Annotated in this window: 14 protein-coding genes; 10 read left to right on the top strand and 4 right to left on the bottom strand. The window is 73.0% G+C overall.

What is annotated here, in order from left to right:
* The 7 genes from DEJ23_RS08950 to DEJ23_RS08980 all read left to right on the top strand — a co-directional run.
* A partial coding sequence (locus DEJ23_RS08950; protein ID WP_258375388.1) for a DUF1684 domain-containing protein occupies positions 1–755 on the top strand: 755 nt, incomplete at its 5' end.
* 47 nt (positions 756–802) lie between these two features.
* On the top strand, positions 803–2,302 hold the full coding sequence (locus DEJ23_RS08955) for an ABC transporter substrate-binding protein (protein ID WP_258375389.1): 1,500 nt from the start codon (positions 803–805) through the stop codon (positions 2,300–2,302).
* A 43-nt stretch (positions 2,303–2,345) separates the two neighbouring features.
* A complete protein-coding gene (locus tag DEJ23_RS08960; protein WP_111239925.1) occupies positions 2,346–3,308 on the top strand; it encodes an ABC transporter permease in 963 nt (320 codons plus the stop codon).
* Positions 3,305–4,267: an ABC transporter permease gene (locus DEJ23_RS08965; RefSeq protein WP_258375391.1), complete on the top strand. Its 963-nt coding sequence runs from the start codon at positions 3,305–3,307 to the stop codon at positions 4,265–4,267. The genes DEJ23_RS08960 and DEJ23_RS08965 overlap by 4 nt, the downstream gene beginning before the upstream one ends.
* Positions 4,264–5,073 carry an ABC transporter ATP-binding protein gene (locus tag DEJ23_RS08970; RefSeq protein ID WP_111239926.1) on the top strand — a complete coding sequence of 270 codons (810 nt, stop codon included), beginning with the start codon at positions 4,264–4,266 and terminating at the stop codon, positions 5,071–5,073. The genes DEJ23_RS08965 and DEJ23_RS08970 overlap by 4 nt, the downstream gene beginning before the upstream one ends.
* Positions 5,070–5,834 carry an ABC transporter ATP-binding protein gene (locus DEJ23_RS08975; protein ID WP_111239927.1) on the top strand — a complete coding sequence of 255 codons (765 nt, stop codon included), beginning with the start codon at positions 5,070–5,072 and terminating at the stop codon, positions 5,832–5,834. Before DEJ23_RS08970 ends, DEJ23_RS08975 begins: the two co-directional genes overlap by 4 nt.
* A 44-nt stretch (positions 5,835–5,878) precedes the next feature.
* Positions 5,879–6,229 (top strand): hypothetical protein, encoded by a 351-nt coding sequence (locus DEJ23_RS08980; protein WP_111239928.1) that lies wholly within the window; start codon positions 5,879–5,881, stop codon positions 6,227–6,229.
* Between the two features lie 58 nt (positions 6,230–6,287).
* On the opposite strand, the gene DEJ23_RS08985 is transcribed toward DEJ23_RS08980, so the two are convergent.
* Both DEJ23_RS08985 and DEJ23_RS08990 read right to left on the bottom strand, forming a co-directional pair.
* Positions 6,288–7,130 carry a formate/nitrite transporter family protein gene (locus DEJ23_RS08985; protein WP_111239929.1) on the bottom strand — a complete coding sequence of 281 codons (843 nt, stop codon included), beginning with the start codon at positions 7,128–7,130 and terminating at the stop codon, positions 6,288–6,290.
* A gap of 58 nt (positions 7,131–7,188) precedes the next feature.
* Positions 7,189–8,958 (bottom strand): discoidin domain-containing protein, encoded by a 1,770-nt coding sequence (locus DEJ23_RS08990; RefSeq protein ID WP_220034206.1) that lies wholly within the window; start codon positions 8,956–8,958, stop codon positions 7,189–7,191.
* A 236-nt stretch (positions 8,959–9,194) separates the two neighbouring features.
* Here DEJ23_RS08990 and DEJ23_RS08995 point away from each other — a divergent pair, with 236 nt between their 5' ends.
* The 3 genes from DEJ23_RS08995 to DEJ23_RS09005 all read left to right on the top strand — a co-directional run bounded on the left by DEJ23_RS08995 (position 9,195) and on the right by DEJ23_RS09005 (position 15,785).
* A complete protein-coding gene (locus DEJ23_RS08995; protein ID WP_111239930.1) occupies positions 9,195–14,624 on the top strand; it encodes a discoidin domain-containing protein in 5,430 nt (1,809 codons plus the stop codon).
* 34 nt (positions 14,625–14,658) lie between these two features.
* Positions 14,659–15,369: a 5'-methylthioadenosine/S-adenosylhomocysteine nucleosidase gene (gene mtnN / locus DEJ23_RS09000; protein WP_111239931.1), complete on the top strand. Its 711-nt coding sequence runs from the start codon at positions 14,659–14,661 to the stop codon at positions 15,367–15,369.
* A gap of 200 nt (positions 15,370–15,569) precedes the next feature.
* Positions 15,570–15,785, top strand: a complete 216-nt coding sequence (locus DEJ23_RS09005) for a hypothetical protein (protein WP_111239932.1) — start codon at positions 15,570–15,572, stop codon at positions 15,783–15,785.
* A 69-nt stretch (positions 15,786–15,854) separates the two neighbouring features.
* Here DEJ23_RS09005 and DEJ23_RS09010 read toward each other — a convergent pair whose 3' ends face one another.
* Positions 15,855–17,618: a collagen-binding domain-containing protein gene (locus DEJ23_RS09010; RefSeq protein ID WP_111239933.1), complete on the bottom strand. Its 1,764-nt coding sequence runs from the start codon at positions 17,616–17,618 to the stop codon at positions 15,855–15,857.
* Positions 17,619–17,729: 111 nt separating this feature from the next.
* Entirely contained in the window at positions 17,730–18,608 is an 879-nt protein-coding gene (locus DEJ23_RS09015) for a DUF808 domain-containing protein (protein ID WP_111240034.1), read from the bottom strand.
* Positions 18,609–18,651: the final 43 nt, after the last annotated feature.

The raw sequence follows: 18,651 nt of genomic DNA on the forward strand, positions 1-18,651 counted from the left end.
CCCCGCAGACCCCCGACGCGCAGACCCCCACCGCGCAAGCCCCCGACGCCCCTGCCTCGTGGCACGCCTGGCGGGACGCGCGGCGGCAGCGCGTGACCGGTCCGCAGGGTGACCTCGCGCTCGTGCAGACCACCTGGCTGCCGGACGGCGCCGAGGCGGACCTCGAGGCGGTCCTCGTCGGCCAGCCCGCGACGGTCACGGCGACCGCGGTCCACCGCACGGACCTCGACTCCGGCGCGCCGGAGCACGGCTACCGCCTGTGGGACGCCGAGTCGCCGGCGATCCGCTCCTACGTGGACACCCCGGTGTTCCCGTACGACCCGTCGTGGCGCACCACCGCACGCTTCACCCCGGCCGAGCCGGGCCGGACGATCCCGTACGAGCACCTCCGCGACGCCGCCGGCGCCACCCGCGACCTCGTCGTGCCCGGTGACATCACGGCGACGATCGGCGACCGCGAGTACACGCTGAGCGCGTTCGACGACGACGGCACCCTCCTGCTCGTGTTCGGCGACCCGACCAACCGCAGTGACGACGAGGACGAGCGCACCTACGGCACGGGGCGCTTCCTGTTCGTCGAGCGTCCGGCCGGTTCGTCGGTCGGCGAGGAGGCCGAGGTCGTCCTCGACTTCAACCACGCGTTCGTCCCGCCCTGCGGGTACAGCGACCAGTACAACTGCCCCCTGCCGCCGTTCCAGAACCGCCTGCACGTCCCCGTGCACGCCGGTGAACGGTACGTCGCGCACCGCGGCTGAGCCGCACACCGCCCCCCCTGACGAACCCCCGAAGCACCAGGAGTCCCGTGAAGACCCGAATCGTCGCGCTCGCCGCGTCCGGTATCGCCCTCAGCCTCGCCCTCGCCGGCTGCTCGTCGTCGAACGGCGGCTCGTCGTCCGGCGCCGACGCCACCGTGGCGATCGGTTCGCTCTACGAGCCGACGAACCTGTCCAACGTCGACGGTGGCGGGCAGGGCATCAACGAGGCGTTCCAGGACAACGTGTACGAGGGCCTGTTCCGCCTCGGCGACGACGGGGACGTCACGCCCCTGCTGGCGACCTCGTACGACACCTCGTCGGACGGCCTCACCTACACGTTCACGCTCCGCGACGGTGTCGAGTTCCACAGCGGCGCGGAGCTCACCAGCGCCGACGTGAAGAGCTCCATCGAGCGTGTGACGGCCGAGGACTCGCAGTCCTCGCGCAAGTCCAGCCTGGCCGTCGTCGACTCGATCGAGACGCCGGACGACGACACCGTCGTGGTGCACCTGTCCGAGCGGTCGATCTCCTTCGTCTACAACCTGTCGTACGTGTGGATCGTCCCGGCCGACGCGCAGGACCTGAAGACCGAGGAGGACGGCACCGGGCCGTACACCCTCGGCGAGTTCAAGCGCGGCTCCTCGCTGACCCTCGAGCCGTTCGACGGCTACTGGGGTGAGGAGCCGGAGAACGGCGGCGTCGAGTTCGACTACTTCACCAGCGCCTCCACCCTGTCGAACGCGCTCGCGAGCGGGCGGGTCGACGTCATCACGAGCATCCAGTCGCCCGACGCGCTGTCCCGGTTCACGGCGGACGAGGCGAAGTACACCGTCAGCGAGGGCGACTCCACGACGAAGGAACTCCTCGCGTTCAACGACGCCGAGGGGCCCTTCACCGACGTGAAGCTCCGTCAGGCGATCTCGGCCGCGATCGACCGGGAGGCCCTGCTGCAGGCGATCTGGGGCGACTACGGCACGGTGAACGGCTCGATGGTCCCGCCGACCGACCCCTGGTACCAGGACCTGACGAGCGTCAACGCGTACGACCCGGCCAAGGCGGAGGACCTGCTGGCCGAGGCCGGCCACGCCGACGGGTTCTCCTTCACGCTCGACACTCCGTCGTACGACCCGCACCCGGCGGTCGCGCAGTACCTGCAGAGCGCGCTGCGGAAGGTCGGCGTGACGGTGGAGATCAACACCATCAGTGCCGACGAGTGGTACTCGAAGGTCTACCAGCAGCACGACTTCGAGGCGACGCTGCAGGAGCACGTGAACGACCGCGACGTCGTGTTCTACGGGGACCCGGACTTCTACTTCGGGTACGACGACGCCGGGGTGCAGCAGGCCATCGCGGACGCCGAGCGGGCCGAGTCCGAGGACCAGCAGACCGAGCTCCTGGAGCAGGCGAACGAGCAGATCGTGCAGGACGCCGCGAGCGCGTGGCTGTACCTGTACCCCCAGATCGTCGTGTCGGACAAGGACGTCACGGGATACTGGAAGAACGGGCTGAACTCGCAGTTCCCCGTCTCCGGCATCACCGTCTCCTAGCACCGACCGCTCAGCACCGCCCAGTCAGGATCCGCACCACCCCATGACCGCGTACGTCCTCCGCCGCATCGGCATCCTCGCGCTGTCGCTCGCGGTGGCCCTGGTCGTGGTGTTCGCGCTCCTGCGGGTCCTGCCCGGTGACCCCGCGAACGCGCTCCTCGCCGCCAACGCCACACCGGACCAGGTCGCCGCGGCCCGGCGGGAGGTCGGTTCCGACCTCCCGCTGGCGCAGCAGTTCGCGCAGTGGTTCGGGCAGATGCTGCACCTCGACCTCGGCACCTCGTTCACCAGCGGACTCCCGGTGCTCCCGGACCTCGCCCAGCGCCTGGTGGTCACGGTGCCGCTGACGCTCATCGCGTTCGTGCTCGCGACGGTCCTCGCCTGTGTCGTCGGGTTCGTGGCCGCTGCCCGCTCCGACCGCTGGTACGGCGTGCTGCTGTCCGGCATCACCCAGCTCGGGATCGCGGTCCCGGTGTTCTGGATCGGCATCCTACTGGTGCAGGTGGTGTCCCTGCAGTGGGGACTCCTGCCGTCGAGCGGCTTCCCACGCGACGACTGGACGTACCCGGGCGACGCGCTCGAGTCGCTGGCGCTGCCCGTCACCACCGTGGCGCTGGTGATGACCGCGTCGATCGCCCGCTACGTCCGGAGCGCGGTGCTCGACGTCCTCGGCGCCGACCACATCCGCACCGCCCGGGCGCTCGGCGCCTCGACGGCGTCGGCGTTCCTGCGCCACGGTGTCCGGTCCGCCGTCGTCCCGGTGATCGCGGTGCTCGGCATCGAGCTCGCCTCGACCTTCCTCGGCGCGGTCGTCGTCGAGAGCGTCTTCGCCCTGCCCGGCCTCGGCAGCATGCTCATCACGGGCATCGAGCAGCACGACTACCCGAGCATCCAGGGCGTGCTGCTCGTCTCCACCGTCGCCGTGCTCGTCATCGGCTTCGTCGCCGACGTCGTCCAGCGCATCGTCGACCCGCGCCTGCGTTCGAGCGTCTCGGGGAACCGGTGAGCGCCCGCCGGTCGGTGTCCCTGACCACGGGGGCCGTCCTCGTCGGCGTCGTCGTCGTCGCCGCGGTCGTCTCGTTCCTCTGGATGCCGTACTCGCTGTACGACACGTCCGGCGGCCGGCTCACCCCGCCGGGCGCCGCGCACTGGCTCGGCACCGACACGCTCGGCCGCGACCTCGCCACCCAGCTGCTCGTCGGCGCCCGCATCGCCCTGGCGACCGGCCTCGGCGCCGTGCTCGTCGGCGGCCTGCTCGGCACGGCGGTCGGCCTGGTCGCCGCCTTCGCACGGCCGTGGCTCGACGACACCCTGTCCGCGGTGCTCGACATCGTCATCGCCTTCCCGACGCTGCTCGTCGCGATGCTCCTCGTCGCTGCGCGCGGTGCCTCGCTCGGCACCGCGATCGTCGCGATCGGGCTCGTCATGGCGGCGGTGGTGGCGCGGCTCGTCCGCATCCTGGCGCGCCGGGTCCTGCGGCAGGACTTCGTCACGGCGGCACGGACGTCCGGCACGACCTGGCCCAGGATCGTCACGGAGCACGTGCTCCCGAACATCTGGCCGACCCTGGCGGTCAACCTCGCCCTGCAGTTCGGCCTCGCCGTCCTCGCCGAGGCGAGCCTGTCCTACCTGGGGCTCGGTGCCCCGCCGCCGAACGCGTCCTGGGGCCGGATGCTGCAGGACGCGCAGCAGACCGCCTTCGAGGCGCCGGCCGGCGTCGTCGCGCCCGGCGTCGCGCTCGTCGTCCTGGTGATCGGCGCGAACCTGCTGGCGGACGGGCTCCGCGACGTCGCGGACCCGACCCGTCGCGGACGGCGAGCCGCACGCCCGGCCGCCCCGGGCCTCCCGGCCGTCGCCGCCGGCACGGACGTCGCGGGCGGGGACGCGCTCGGCACCCCCGTGCCGCCCGCCGACACCGCGACCGGTCCGGACACCGCGCCCGACCCGGACAGGAGGCCCGCATGACGTCCGCCGTCGAGGTCACCGACCTGCGCATCACCACCGCCGACGGCACCGCCCTGGTCGACGGCGTCTCGTTCGCCGTCGCGGACGGCGGCCGGCTCGGCATCGTCGGGGAGTCCGGCAGCGGCAAGTCCCTCACCGCCCTCGCGGTGCTCGGGCTGCTGCCCGGCGGCCTCACCGCCACGGGGTCCGTCCGCGTCGGCGGCGTCGAGGTCGTCGGCGCGTCCGAACGCACCCTGCGCGGCATCAGGGGCTCGGCGGTGGCCCCGGTGTTCCAGGAGCCGATGACCGCGCTCGACCCGCTCATGCGCGCCGGCGACCAGATCGCCGAGCCGCTCCGACGACACCGGGGGCTCCGCGGCCAGGCGCTGCGGGACGCCGTGCGGGAGGCCGTGACCGACGTCGCACTGCCGGACCCGGACCGCGTCGTCCGCTCGTTCCCGTGGGAGCTGTCCGGCGGCCAGCGGCAACGCGTCGCGATCGCGATGGCGCTGGCGTGCCGACCGCGCGTGCTCATCGCCGACGAGCCGACGACGGCGCTCGACGTGACGGTGCAGGCGCAGGTGCTCGACCTGCTCGACGCCACCGTCACCGAGCGGGGGACGGCCCTGCTCTTCATCAGCCACGACCTGTCCGTCGTCGCGCGGACCGTCGACCGGGTGCTCGTGCTCGAGCACGGGCACGCCGTCGAGCAGGGCCCGGTGCGGGACGTCATCGCGTCGCCGTCCCACCCGTACACGCAGCGGCTCGTGGGCAGCGCCCGCACCCTGCAGGACGCACTCGACGCCGGCCGGGGAGGCACGCGGTGACCACCTTGCTCGAGCTCTCGGACGTGACGTTCCGGTACCCCGGACGGCACGCGGGTGCGGCGCTCGACGGCGTCTCGTTCGCCGTGCGCCCGGGTCGGCACCTCGGCATCGTCGGGGAGTCCGGCGCCGGCAAGACGACCGTGCTCCGGATGCTCCTCGGACTCGCGGCGCCCCACACCGGCACGGTCTCGTTCGACGGCGCACCGCTCGACCTGCGGGACCGGGCGGGCCTCCGCCGCTTCCGCGCGGCCGTGCAACCGGTCTTCCAGGATCCGTACTCGTCCCTCGACCCCCGGCAGCGCGTCGACCGCATCGTGGGGGAGCCGCTGCGCTCGCTCGGGGTCGCCTCCGGATCCGAGGCCGAGGACCGCGTGGCCGCGGCCCTGCGCGACGTCGGGCTCGACGGAGACGCCGGACGACGGTGGCCGCACGAGTTCTCCGGCGGGCAGCGGCAGCGGATCGCGATCGCCAGGGCCGTCGTGGCGGGGCCGCGCGTGCTGGTCGCGGACGAACCCGTCAGCGCACTCGACCTGACGACCCGGGTGGTCGTGCTCGAGCTGTTCGAACGGCTCGCCGAGGAGCACGGGATGACGATCGTGCTCGTGTCGCACGACCTCGCCGTCGTCGCGCGGCTGTGCGCCGACACCGTGGTGCTCCGCGGCGGGCGGGTGGTCGAGCAGGGCGACACCGGCCGTGTGCTCGCGTCCCCGGGGTCGTACACGCGGGCGCTGCTCGACGCGGTGCCGCGACTGCCGCGCTGAGGGCCTGGGATCGTCGTCGTCCGTCGCGGGGTAGCGTCCGGGCCGTGTCCGAGCAGCAGAACGTCCAGGGCGGCCAGCGCGACCACGACGACCCGACACGGGTCCGGGACCAGCCGGCGCTGCGCACCCGGTCCGGAACGAACTGGCTCGTCTGGGGTGCCGTCACGGCAGCGATCGTCGGGGTGGTCATGGTGTTCATGGCCGTCCGCCTGCCCGCGGTCGGCTGGCCAGCACTCGCGGTCGTCGTCGCGCTCTTCGCCGCGATGGTCGTCGTGCGCGCCGCGGTCCGCCCGCGACGGGCTCGACTCGTCACCCTCGCGGTGCTCGACCTCGGCATCGTCGCGGTCGGGCTGGTGGCGGTGCTCGTGGTGCTGTTCTCTGCTCCTGCGGCGTGACGGACGTCAGGCCCGTGGCGGCGCCGCCACGGGCCTCCCGTCCGTCACGCCGGGGGCGTCAGCCCTGCTCGCCCGCCCCGCGCTCGGGTGCGTCCGGCGCCGTGCGCCGCCTGCCCTGCAGCAGGTCCGCGGACCGGATGATGCGCAGTGACGTGACGAGCAGGACCCCGCCCAGGACGTTGAACAGGAGCGTGTACCCGAACCAGCCGAGCCACTGCCCGTACGTGATCGAGGCGCCGGCCTGGATCGCGCCGAACACCAGCAGCGAGTCGAGGATCGAGTGGAACAGCTGCAGCCCGGACAGCAGGAAGCCACCGACCACCGCGGCGACGATCTTGGCCGGATCGGAGTCGGTGCCCTGCTGCATCCGGGTCACGAGCGTGATGGTGCTGCCACCGAGCACGGCGAGCACGATCGTCTGCAGGCCGAACGGTGCGTCGACGTAGTGGCGCGCGGACTCCTCGAGCACCGTGTGCCACTGGGGGAAGGCCTGCACGACGAGCCACATGAACACCCACCCGCCGGCGAGGTTGCTGAGCAGGGTGCCGGTCCAGAGCCGCAGCAGTTGTCCGACCGTGCCCTCCCGCGCGGTCAACGCGACGATCGGCATGAGGAAGTTCTCGGTGAAGAGCTCGCTGTGCGCCAGGTACAGCGCGATGAGGCCGACGCTGAACGCCAGTCCCGCCAGCAGGTGGCTGTCGGTCTCGTGCAGCACCGCGAGGTAGCCCATGACGCCGAGGCCGATCTCGAGGCCGCCGGCGAAGCCCGTGGCGAGGACCACGCGCATGGTCCGCTGCAGACGTTCGGCGCCCTCGTCGACGACGGCGTCGAAGGACTCGTTGATCTCGTCCTCGACGGGGGCGTCACCGTGGCCGACCTCGCGGCGTCGATCGTCTGTCACCGTTCCGACCGTAGCCCTCTGCCTGCTGCGAGCGAGCCCCGCCGTGCGCTCGCCGGACTCAGCGCACCCGGACCGACGTCGTCCCGATCCCGACGTTGCCGTGCCCGTCGAGCGCGTACAGCGCGATCTTCCACGCGCCGGCGGACGACGGTGCGGTGATCCGGAGCGTCCCGTCGGCCGCACGGGTGACGGGGGTCCCACGGAGTGCCCCGTTGCCGTCGATGTACCGGCTCGAGGTGTAGGCCCGCCAGGTGATCGCGTCACCGTCCGGATCCGTGGCGGGCGCGCTGATCGTGATCGTCGAACCGGGGGCGACCCCGGACGAGGGGCTGGCCGAGGTGCTGCCCACGACGGGTGGTCGGTTGCCGGTGACGGTCCCGCGGTACGCCTGCTGCACGGCAGAGTAGGACAACCGCTTCAGTCCGTCGGTGCGCAGGTTCAGCCAGACCCCGGGCTCGTCGTTCTCGACCCCGTAGTGGAACATCGTGGCGCCGAGCGCGATCCCCGGCGCGTCCGTCACCGCGCGCCAGGCGTCGGTGTACGCCTGTGCCGCGGCGGTGTCGCTCGGCTGCCGCGGCACGCCGTTCGCGTCCTCCGGGACCTCCCACGAGCCCGCCGGCCCGGTCTCGGTGACCAGGTAGGGCTTCGTGTAACCGCCGTTCCGCCAGTCCTGCTGCACGGCGCCGATCCCGCCGTAGGTGTTGACGGCGTACAGGTCGAGGCTCGGCGTGTACTGCCGGTAGTACGTCCACGCCCCGGTCCAGGCGTCCGTCGACGTGACCGGGTGCGACGGGTCCGCCGCGTGGATCGCCTTCGCGACCTGCTCGACGTACTTCGCGTACGCGACGCGCTGCGTCTCGCCCTGACCGAGCATGACCTCGTTGCCGACGTCCCACATGAGCAGGCCGCCGTGGTCGCGGTAGGTCGTCACGGTCCTCGTGATGCTCGCGAGCGTGTCCGCCTTGTACCGGGAGTCGTTCACGTAGTCGGCACCCTGGTCGAGCCAGAGCCCGGCGACGACCCGGATGCCCCGGGCCTGCGCGGCGTCGAACAGCTGCGCGGAGGACGCGTCGGTGCCCCAGGTCCGGACGGTGTTCACGCCCATGGCGGCGATGTCGTCCATGTACGCCGGCGCCTCGGCGCTCGAGGGGCCGTAGGTGACGCCACGCACGAGCCAGGGCTCCCCGTCGACCGAGAGCTGCCACTGCCCCTGCGAACCGGTGACTCGGACGCCCGCCGTCGGAGTGGCCGTCGGAGTGGCGGTCGGGGTCGGGGTCGGTGCGGGTGTCGTGGTCGGGGTGGGCGTGGTCGTCACCGGCGTCCCGTAGACCCGGAACTCCCACAGCGAGTACCCGTGGTCCGTCGCCCGCTGGACGCCGAGCATGCGGACGTACCGGCCGGTCCCGGAGACCACCTTCCGCTCGACGCCGCCCTTGCCGGACCTCGTGCTCGCCAGGGTGCGCCAGGTCTTCGCGTCCGACGACACCTGGAGCTTGTACGCCTTGGCGTAGGCGACCTCCCAGCGCAGGTCGACGCGCTCCACCTGCGCGGTCCGGCCGAGGTCGACGCGGAGCCACTGGGCGTCCGACCGAGCGCTCGCCCAGCGCGTGGTGGTCTTGCCGTCCACCGCCTTCTGCGGGCCGCGTGACGACGCGTCGCTCGACGAGGCGACGGCAGGCCGGCCCTTCGAGAGCTGCGCGGGTGCCGCGCTCGCCGCGGGTGCGCGCGTCGCGACCAGCAGTGCGACGAGCAGGACCACGGCGACCGCCGCCGCGGTGAGCCGGACCGTCGCGGTGACGGTCCGACCGAGCATGGTGGTGACGCGCATCGGGCCCCTTCCGATCGAGACCCGGCAACCGTACGGAGCAGCACCGCGGGGGTCAACGGGGTGACGCCGCCCCAGTCCGAGGGGCCGGCCGAGGAGGGACCCCACACCGCGCCTCCGGGACCGACCGGAACGGATGCTCGGTCCTCCCTGACGGTGGCGGTCGCGCTGCCGACAGTGCACGGTGCGACCCGACGCACGCACCGCCGCCGATCCCCGTCCCCGGAAGGGAACCCTCCGTGCACCTGGTCCGCTCCGCCGTCGTCGCGCTCCTGCTCGGCGCGCTGTCACTGTCGCCCCTCGCCCTGCCGGAGCTCGCTGCCGCCGCGACGCCCGCACCGGCTCCTGACACCACCTCCGCGGACGCGTCCGACGTCGCCGACCCGGCGCACCCGCCGGCGGCACGCGCCGCCGCAGCCGGTGGCGACGCCGACCGTCCCCAGGCCGACGGCGTGCGCGTCGGGGACGGGTCGTACGCACCGACACCGCCGGCCGAGCTCCCCGACATCGCGGACGTGCGGAAGACGGTCGACCAGCACCTGTACATCGACCCGTCGCAGGCGGGGAAGCCCGTCCCGACGAACCAGTGGTGGACCGACCTGCTCGTCAGCGAGTACTCCGGCGACATGTGGGCGTACCCCTTCGTGTCGTCGAACAGTGCGCAGGGGACGAAGCTGACCTACCCGACGGCGTGGAACGCCGACGGCACCGCGATGCGGCTCGACGCCCCGATCACCGTCGGCGGCACGGTCGACCCCACCCCCGACGCATCGGACCGGGTACTCGCCGACTTCGAGGACGGTCTGCCCGACGGGTGGACCACGACCGGCGACGCCTTCGACGCGGTCGCGACCGGCACGGCGTCCGGACAGAGCGCCGTGTCCGGCTGGCTCGGCCGCGGGTTCGTCGACTCGTTCACCGACCGGGACGGCGACGGCGCGACCGGCACGCTCACCTCGCCGGCGTTCACGGTCGACCGGTCGACGCTGGCCTTCCTGGTCGGCGGGGGCAGGCACCCAGGAGCCGAGGCGGTGCAGCTGCTCGTCGACGGCGAGGTGGTCGAGGAGGCGACGGGCGCGGACAGCGAGGAACTGCGCTGGACGTCGTGGGACGTGCGTGCGTACCGCGGGCAGACCGCCCAGGTCCGGGTCGTCGACTCGCTCCGCGCCGGGTGGGCGCACGTCATGGTCGACCAGGTGCTGCTCACCGACGCCCCGGACGGCATCGCGCAGCGGTTCGCCACCGCGTTCTCCGCGGACCGGGCGGACGCCCTGCGCTGGGGTGACTGGAACGTCAGCTGGCGGATGCCGCAGGACGGCCCCGGCGGGCAGTACATGGACGTGACGAGCGTGCAGGGGTCGCCGTACGAGTGGTTCGAGTTCCACGGCATGACGCCGCGCATCACCCTGCAGGGCGGGGCCACCCTCACCGACGCCGACGGCGGGGAGCTGACCGGGACGATCACGACCGACCGCTTCGAGATCCGGCAGGACGGGCACGTGTTCGGGGTGCACGCGCCCACCGGCACCACGTTCACGCGCTCCGGCAACGCCCTCGAGGCGTCCGCCGGCACGCCCTTCCTCGTGCTCAGCGCGGTGCCCGAGCAGGGGTTGACGCTCGACGACCTGCACCGCACCGCCTTCGCCGTGCCGCGGGACACCACGATGGACTACTCGTACGACCCCGCAGCCGGGCAGGTCGAGCAGCGGTGGTCGCTGCGCACCGACGTGCTGCAGGGCACGGACCACGACACGGTGCAGGGGTGGCTGCAGCACCAGTACGCCGAGGCCACGCACGACCTGGCGTTCACCGGGGCGACCTACGCGACCCCGCGCGGCACGATGAAGACCACCGTGGGGCACGGCGGCTGGACGCTGCGGTACGCCTTCAGCGGCCTGACCCCGATCGGCGGGGAGCCCTCCAGCACGGGCGACGACCCGTACCGCGAGGACGTCATGCGCGAGTACCTGTCGGACTACGCCGCGAAGACGACCTACGGCGGCGACACGTACTGGGGCGGCAAGGACCTCCAGCAGCTCGGCGCCTACATGACCGTCGCGGACCAGATCGGCGACACCGAGGACGCCGACCGGATGCGGGCCACACTCGAACGCGCCCTCACCGACTGGTACACCTACAGCGAGGGCGAGCGAGAGCACTTCTTCGCGATGTACCCGACGTGGAAGGCCCTCATCGGGTTCGGTGACTCGTACGGGTCCGCGCAGTTCAACGACAACCACTTCCACTACGGCTACTTCACGCTCGCGACGGCCCTGCTCGGACGCGCCGACCCGGAGTGGGCGGACCGTTACCGCGACATGGCGACCCTCGTCGCGAAGCAGTACGCGAACTGGGACCGCGACGACGACCGCTTCCCGCACTTCCGGACCTTCGGCGTGTGGACCGGCCACTCGAACGCCGGCGGCGTGTCCTCGCCGGGCGGCAACAACCAGGAGTCGTCGTCCGAGGCGATCCAGTCCGAGGCCGGCCTGTTCCTGCTCGGCACGGTGCTCGGCGACCGGGACATGCAGGCCGCCGGTGCGGTGCAGTACGTCACCGAACGGGCCGCCGTGCGGGACTACTACCAGAACGCCCACGGGAACCCGGCGTCGGCGACGTACGACGGCAACGGCGCATTCCCCGAGGCGTACGAGGCCGGCCAGGCCGGCATCCTGTTCGACTCCGGCCAGGCCGAGGCCACCTACTTCTCGGGCGACCCCGCGTGGATCTACGGGATCCAGTGGATGCCGACCGCGCCGTGGTTCGCCTACTTCGGCTGGGACCCGGACTTCTCGGCGGCGATCATGCGGCAGATGATGGCCGCGCGGCCCGAGGTCGTGGGGCAGGACGGGGTGGTGAACGCCAACGCCGCGCGTGTCCAGATGCTCACCAAGAAGTGGTGGGGTGTCGGCACCTACGGCGACGTGGTGATGACCAGGGACCGGCAGGCGGCCATCGGCGAGCTGCAGGACGCGATCCGTGCCGTCGAGCGGAACCACCCGGGGTACGTCACCGCGAGGACCGCGTCGAACCCCCTGTACGACCGTGCGACGGACACGCTGTACGTGTCGGTCGACGACGACGGCTCCGTGGTGTTCCCGTCCGAGTACTGGACGCCCGAGACGCTGCCGGACGCCCTCGTCCCCGCGGAGCTCGACGGATCCACTGCGGACCGGCAACCGGCGGACTGGCCGGAGCAGTCGCCGCTCCTGCCGTTCCTCGCGACGGACTACCGCGCGGACACCGACACCATCGACCGCCGGTACGGCGTCGACCTCACCGACCACCGCCCGGGCGAGGACACCGCGCGCGCGGCAGCCGTGTTCAGCGACATGGGCGACGCCCTCGGCAACGTCGTCCTCGGGTTCCTCGCCCAGTACGACCCGGACACGTACGCCGACGTCCACGCCGCCCTCTGGGACGCGCAGGACCCGGCGGTGACCGGGCAGTCGATGGCCGGGATGGTCTACCACCAGGCGATGTCGAACCGCACCGTCGGGCACGAGGTCACCGACCGCCACACCTCGAACCCGCTGAGCCAGGTGTTCCGGGCCGAGGACGGTACGTACTCCTACGTCATCGACAACATCGACGACGTCCAGCACACGTACGACGTGTACGAGGGCACGCAGGTGATCGGGCAGATCGCCGTCCCCGCCCGGACGCAGATCACCTCGCACCTCGACGCCCGGCTGGCGGAGATCGTCGTCGGGACCGAGGGCGACCCGCGGACGCTCACGCCGGGCAGCACGACCGCGTTCACCGCCACCGGCTACGACCAGTACGGCGCGACGATGCCGCTCGAGGACGTCCGCTGGTCGACGACCACGGGGACGATCGACCAGGACGGCACCCTGCACGCGGGGGACGCGGCGGACGAGGTGACCGTCACCGCGACCGTCGGCGGGGTCTCCGACACGTACGACTTCCGGGTCGCGCCGGCACCCGTGCTCACCGGCATCGCGGTGACACCCGGGTACGACCGCCTGGTCGTCGGCGAACCGGTCACGTTCTCGGCCGCCGGGCGGGACCAGTACGGCGACCCGGCACGGCTGCCCGCCGAGCCCGAGTGGAGCACCACCGGACCCGGCACCGTGACCGCGGACGGCACCCTGACCACCACCGCACCCGGCGCAGGCTACGTCGTGGCGTCGGTGGGCGGCGTCGAGGGCAGCGCCGTGGTGTCCTCGATCGCCTCGGTGCCCGCGGTGGAGGGGGCTTCCGCCGAGGCGAGCTCGACCGACGGGGGGAACACCGCGGCGAAGGCCGTCGACGGGGACCCCGCCACCCGGTGGGAGAGCGCGCACGGCGTGGACCAGGTGGACCTGACGCTCGACCTCGGGTCCGCGCGGGACGTCGAGAGCCTCCGGGTGACGTGGGAGAACGCCGCCGCCGCACGGTACGTCGTGCAGGTGTCCGACGCAGCCGACGGACCGTGGCGGGACGTCCGCACCGTGACGAACACCGACGCATCGGTCGACACCGTGCCCGTCGGCGCGACCGGCCGCTTCGTCCGGCTGCACATGACCGACCGCCTCACCCAGTACGGCTACTCGGTCTGGGACGTGCGGGTCACCGGGACGCCGGCGGCTGCCGACGTTGTCGTGCACGACCTCCTGGTCGCCCCGCGCAGTGCCACGGTGCTGCCCGGCGGTGCCGTCCGGCTCGCCGCGTACGGGTTCGACGCCGACGGGTACGGCGGGCTGCTGACCGGGGACGCGCAGCCCGCCTGGACCGCCGACGGCGGTGCCACGGTCGACGCGTCGGGCGCGGTCACCGTGCCGGACCGCGGCGGCGTCACGACGACGGTCCGCGCCACCCGCGGGGACGCCGCCGGGCAGGCCGTGCTCACCACCCTCGACCAGGGTCCGGTACCGGCGGTCTCCCGCGACGTCGCCGTCGGCAAGCCGGTGACGACCTCGTCCGACGAGCGGGGCGACCTGTCCGGCGACGCCGCGGTGGACGACGACGACTCGACCCGGTGGTCGAGCACCGCGCGGGACGGCGAGTGGCTCGCCGTCGACCTGGGGTCGGTGCTGCCGCTGGACCGCGTCGAGGTGGACTGGGAGACGGCTGCTGCGGCGTCCGACCACGTCCAGGTGCGGGACCGGGCGTCCGACCCGTGGCGCACGGTCGCCACGACGGCGGACGGGAAGGGCGGGACCGAGGTGCACGACCTCGACGACGTCCGCGCCCGCTTCGTGCGGTTGGTCGCGGACACGCGCACCACGCAGTACGGCGTCTCGGTGTGGGCGTTCCGGGTGTTCTCCACGCAGGGGGCACCGACGCCGGACCGCGCACGACGCGCTGCCGTCACGTCGTCGGGGGACGAGTCGGCGGGCACGCCGGCGCGGAACGCCGTCGACGGCGACCCGGGCACGCGGTGGGCGAGCGAGCACGCCGACGACGCCCGACTCGACGTCGACCTCGGCGGACGGCACGAGGTGCACGAGGCGACGATCGACTGGGAGGACGCGTACGGCCGGTCGTACCGCATCGAGGGGCGCGACGGGACGACGGGGGCGTGGACGACCATCGCGACCGTGACCGACGGGGACGGCGGTACCGACCGGGTCCCGCTCTCCGGCACCTGGCTGCAGATCCGGCTGCAGGGCGTCGACCGGGCGACGCCGTACGGCTACTCGGTGTACGCGTTCGAGGTCCGGTGACGGCTCCCCGCCCGCGCCGTGCGAGGATCGGTCGGTGCACCCCGAAGCAACGCCCGTCGCCGTCGTCATCGCCGCGATGACCGAGGAACTCTCCGCCGTCGCCGACCTGCTCGGCGGCGTCGTGATCGACGACGGCCCCGTCGGCGGGCACGACGAGCACCACCTGCTCGACGTCGACGGCTCGCTCGTCGCCCTGCGCCGCAGCGGCATCGGCTTCACCAACGCCACGGCCGCCGTCGCGCACTGCTACCACGACTTCGGTGTCGTCCCGGTGCTCAGCGTCGGGACGGCCGGCGGCCTCATGCACGGCATCGCGATCGGCGACGTGGTCGTCGGCGACCACTACGTGAACATCAACGCGGACGCCACGGCGTTCGGGTACGCCCTCGGCCAGGTGCCGGGCATGCCGCCGCACTACGCCCCGGACGCCCGCATGCTCGCGCGCGCCGTCCAGGCCGAGACCCCGTACCGGGTCCGCTCGGCGACCATCGGGTCGAGCGAGGTCTTCGTGACCGAGGCGCGGGCCCGCGACCTGCGCGTGGCGTTCCCGACGGTGGCGGCCGTCGACATGGAGTCGGCTGCGATCGCGCAGTTCGCCCACGTGCACGACATGCCGTTCCTGTCGATCCGCGGCATCAGCGACCTGTGCGCGCCGGACGGCGACGAGTTCCGTGAGCACCTCGACGACGCGTCGGCGCGCGCGGCGCGCGTCGCGCACGACGTGCTGCTCGACCTGGCGGCCTGAGGCGCGTCGGCCCGGTCCGTGCTGACGGACGGGAGGCGCGCGGACGGCCGGCCGCGCGCCTCCCGTCCGTCAGCCGCTCGGATGAGCGGTGCGCTTCGGCCGGGACGACGCCGCGATCTGCGTGCCGCCCAGACACCCGGCGTACCGTCCGACGGGTCGTTCCGCCATCCGGGCTCCCACGGCACCGACGGAAGTCGACCATGACCGATCAGCACGGCATCACCTGGCAGCAGGACTCCGAGACCACCTGGACCGCGCGCGCCGACGACGCGGTCGTGGCCACGGTCACGCTCGGACGACAGTACGAACTGCTGTCGGCCGACGACGCGGTGCGGGGGTCGCACAGTTCGTTCGGGAGCGCGCAGGCGCAGTTCGAGGCCCACCGCCAGTGGGCGGAGTCCGTGCAGCCGGACTGACGAGCGACCCGGCTCCCCTCCGAGGCGGGAGACCGCTCCGCGTCGGTGGGAGCCGGGCCGGATCCGGGGTCAGCGGCCTCGCCGCGTGACCCGCACGACGGTGAGGAGCACGCCGGCGCCGAGCAACGCCGCGGCGGCGAGACCGAGCGGCACCAGGTGGGCTCCGGTCCACGCGAGCACCCCGCCCGTCGCCGTCTGCGGTGACCCCCCGGTGACGGGGTCGCCGGTGCCGGCCTGCGGTCCGGCTGCAGCCCCTCCGCCGTCACCGTCGGCGCCCGGGAGCACGGGGGCCGACGTGGGCACGCCGGTGGGCGCGCCGGTCGGGTCGGGGTCCGGTGTCGGGTCGGGGTCCGGCGTCGGGTCGGGACCGGTGGTCGGCTCCGGGGTGGGTGTCGGCGCGACGGCCGTGTTGGTGATCGAGCAGACGACGTCGTCGCCGTCGCCCACCGTCACCTCGTCACCCCTGGCGGTCGCGCCGGTGCAGACCCACGCCCCCGGGGTGTAGCCGTCCGGGCCGTCCGTCTCGCTGAGCGTGTAGTCACCCGCCGGGATCGCCTGTGCCGTCACCGCGGTGCTCCCGCTCGTCCCGCTGATCGTCGTCGGCCCGGTGGCCGTCAGCGTCCAGTCGGTCGGGTCCGCAGCGCCCCCGACGACCTGCTTCACGAGGGTGAGGGAGCCCGAGGCGTCGTCGATCGAGACGCAGGACACGGTCGACGCGAACGGGAAACCGTGGATCTCGAGCGGGACCGGCCGCGGGCCGGCGGGGACCCCGTGCGTGAAGGAGGACGCGATGACGTTGCCCTCGATGTTCTGGGTGACGTCCCACCGGACGTCGGCGCGCGGCGCGTAGATCGTCCCTTCGAGCACGTCGGCACCGGTCACGTGCACGCTCGTCGCGTCGGGGAAGTTCCACAGGACGAAGGGCGCGTTCGCGTTCGTCAGGTTCGCGAGGTTCGGGATCGACCCGTCGAAGGACGTGCCGGTCACGTTCACCACCAGCGGTGCACCGGGCCCGGGCAGACCGTCGAAGGTGAGCAGGCTCAGGGCGTCGAGGTCGGCGGCCTCGACCGTGAGGACGTTCGTCCGGCCCTGGTCCACCGCGACCCGGGCCGTGGTCCCCGGTGCGACGGGCGATGCCAGCGGGTTCCCCTGCTCGTCGCGGAGCGCCGTCGTCGCGGCGCACGTCCCGATGTCGGTCGACAGGGACCGGTACCGCGCGAAGGAGGCGCCGAAGTCGAGCACGGACGGATCGGCGGTGCGCGCGATGCCCTGCGGTGCCTGCTGCACGGTGCCCTCGACCCGCGGGATCGTCTCGGCGGTCGACCCCTCCGGGACGATCCGGTACGGGATCGCGGCGCCGTTCTGGTCGGTGTCGAAGGCGTCGTAGGTGGTCGTGTCACCGACGTGGGCGAGTCCGCCGCCGAGCACCCGGAGGATCGCACCGGACCCAGTGTCGGGGAACTGCACACCACCCCCGACGTACAGGTGGGTGGGCGACGTGTCGCCCGGCAGCGTCGGGGCGCCGAGCGGACCGCTCCCGGCACCGATGTTGTAGCTCGTGTCGAACCGCAGGTCTCCGCCAGCGGCGAGGGTGCCCTCGGCTTCGTCGGCCGCGAGCCGGACGTCGCCCTCCACGAACACCAGGAACCCCTGGTTCGCCGGGTGCCCGTCCACGGGCACGGTCACCGGGTTGACCGGCGCGACGTCAGCCGCCCGCGCCGTCGGGACCGACACCGCGCTCGTCGCGCCGACGAACGCGAGCACCGCCAGCGCGGTCAGCGCGGTGCACGCGGCCTTCGGACGGTCGACGAACGCTTCCCTGGACCACGACACGCGGCACCCCTACCGAGTCAGGTCGGGCCCCACTGCCCCGACCTCGCCGAGGGTAGACCGTCGGGGCCGTCCCCGCCCGGATCCCCGGGACCGGGGCACCCGCCGGGGTCGTCAGTGCTCGCGACCGCGCAGCCGCCCGATGCCGAGGACGATCCCGACGACGACCATGCCGAGCACCAGCCCGAAGACGGCCGACACCGCCGTGTCGACGATCCACGTGACGACCGGACCGGCGTGCTCGACCGCGTGCTCGATCACGTGCAGCAGCTCGTACGGCCCAGCCCAGAACGTCTCGGCCAGGTTCGCGATGACCAGGTGCCCACCGACCCAGAGCATCGCCACGGTGCCGACGATGCTGATCATCCGGAACACCGTCGGCATCGCGCGGACGATCCGCGCGCCGGTCCGCCGGGTGCGTCGGACCGGGTGCTTCATCATCTGCAGGCCGATGTCGTCGACCTTGACGAGGAGCGCGACCGCGCCGTAGACCAGCGCGGTCATGCCCGCACCGATCAGGGCGAGCGCGCCGACGGTCGGCCAGAAGCCGAGGCCCGTGTCGAGGCTGGCCAGCGCGATGAGCATGATCTCGGTGCTGAGGATCAGGTCGGTCCGGATCGCCCCGAACACGAGCTTCGGCTCGGTGGTCGGCTCCTGGGCACCGGCGGCGTCGTGGTGCACGCCGAACCACTCGGTGACCTTCTCCGCGCCTTCGAAGCACAGGTAGGTCCCCCCGATGACGAGCAGCCACGGCAGCACCCACGGCGCGAACGCGGAGAGCAGGAGCGCGAGGGGGATGATGATGACGAACTTGTTGAACAGGCTGCCGAGCGCGATGCGTCCGACGACGGGCAGTTCCCGCGCGGGTTGGAGTCCCTGGACGTACTGCGGCGTGACGGCGGCGTCGTCGATCACGACCCCCGCGGTCTTCGCGCTGGCCTTGAGGGCCGCGGAGAGGATGTCGTCCACCACGGCGAGCAACCCGACTGACATGTCGCTCACCCTACTGGAGCCGTCCCGACCTCCAGGATCGTCA

This window comes from Curtobacterium sp. MCSS17_008, assembly GCF_003234185.1.
Lineage (GTDB): Bacteria > Actinomycetota > Actinomycetes > Actinomycetales > Microbacteriaceae > Curtobacterium.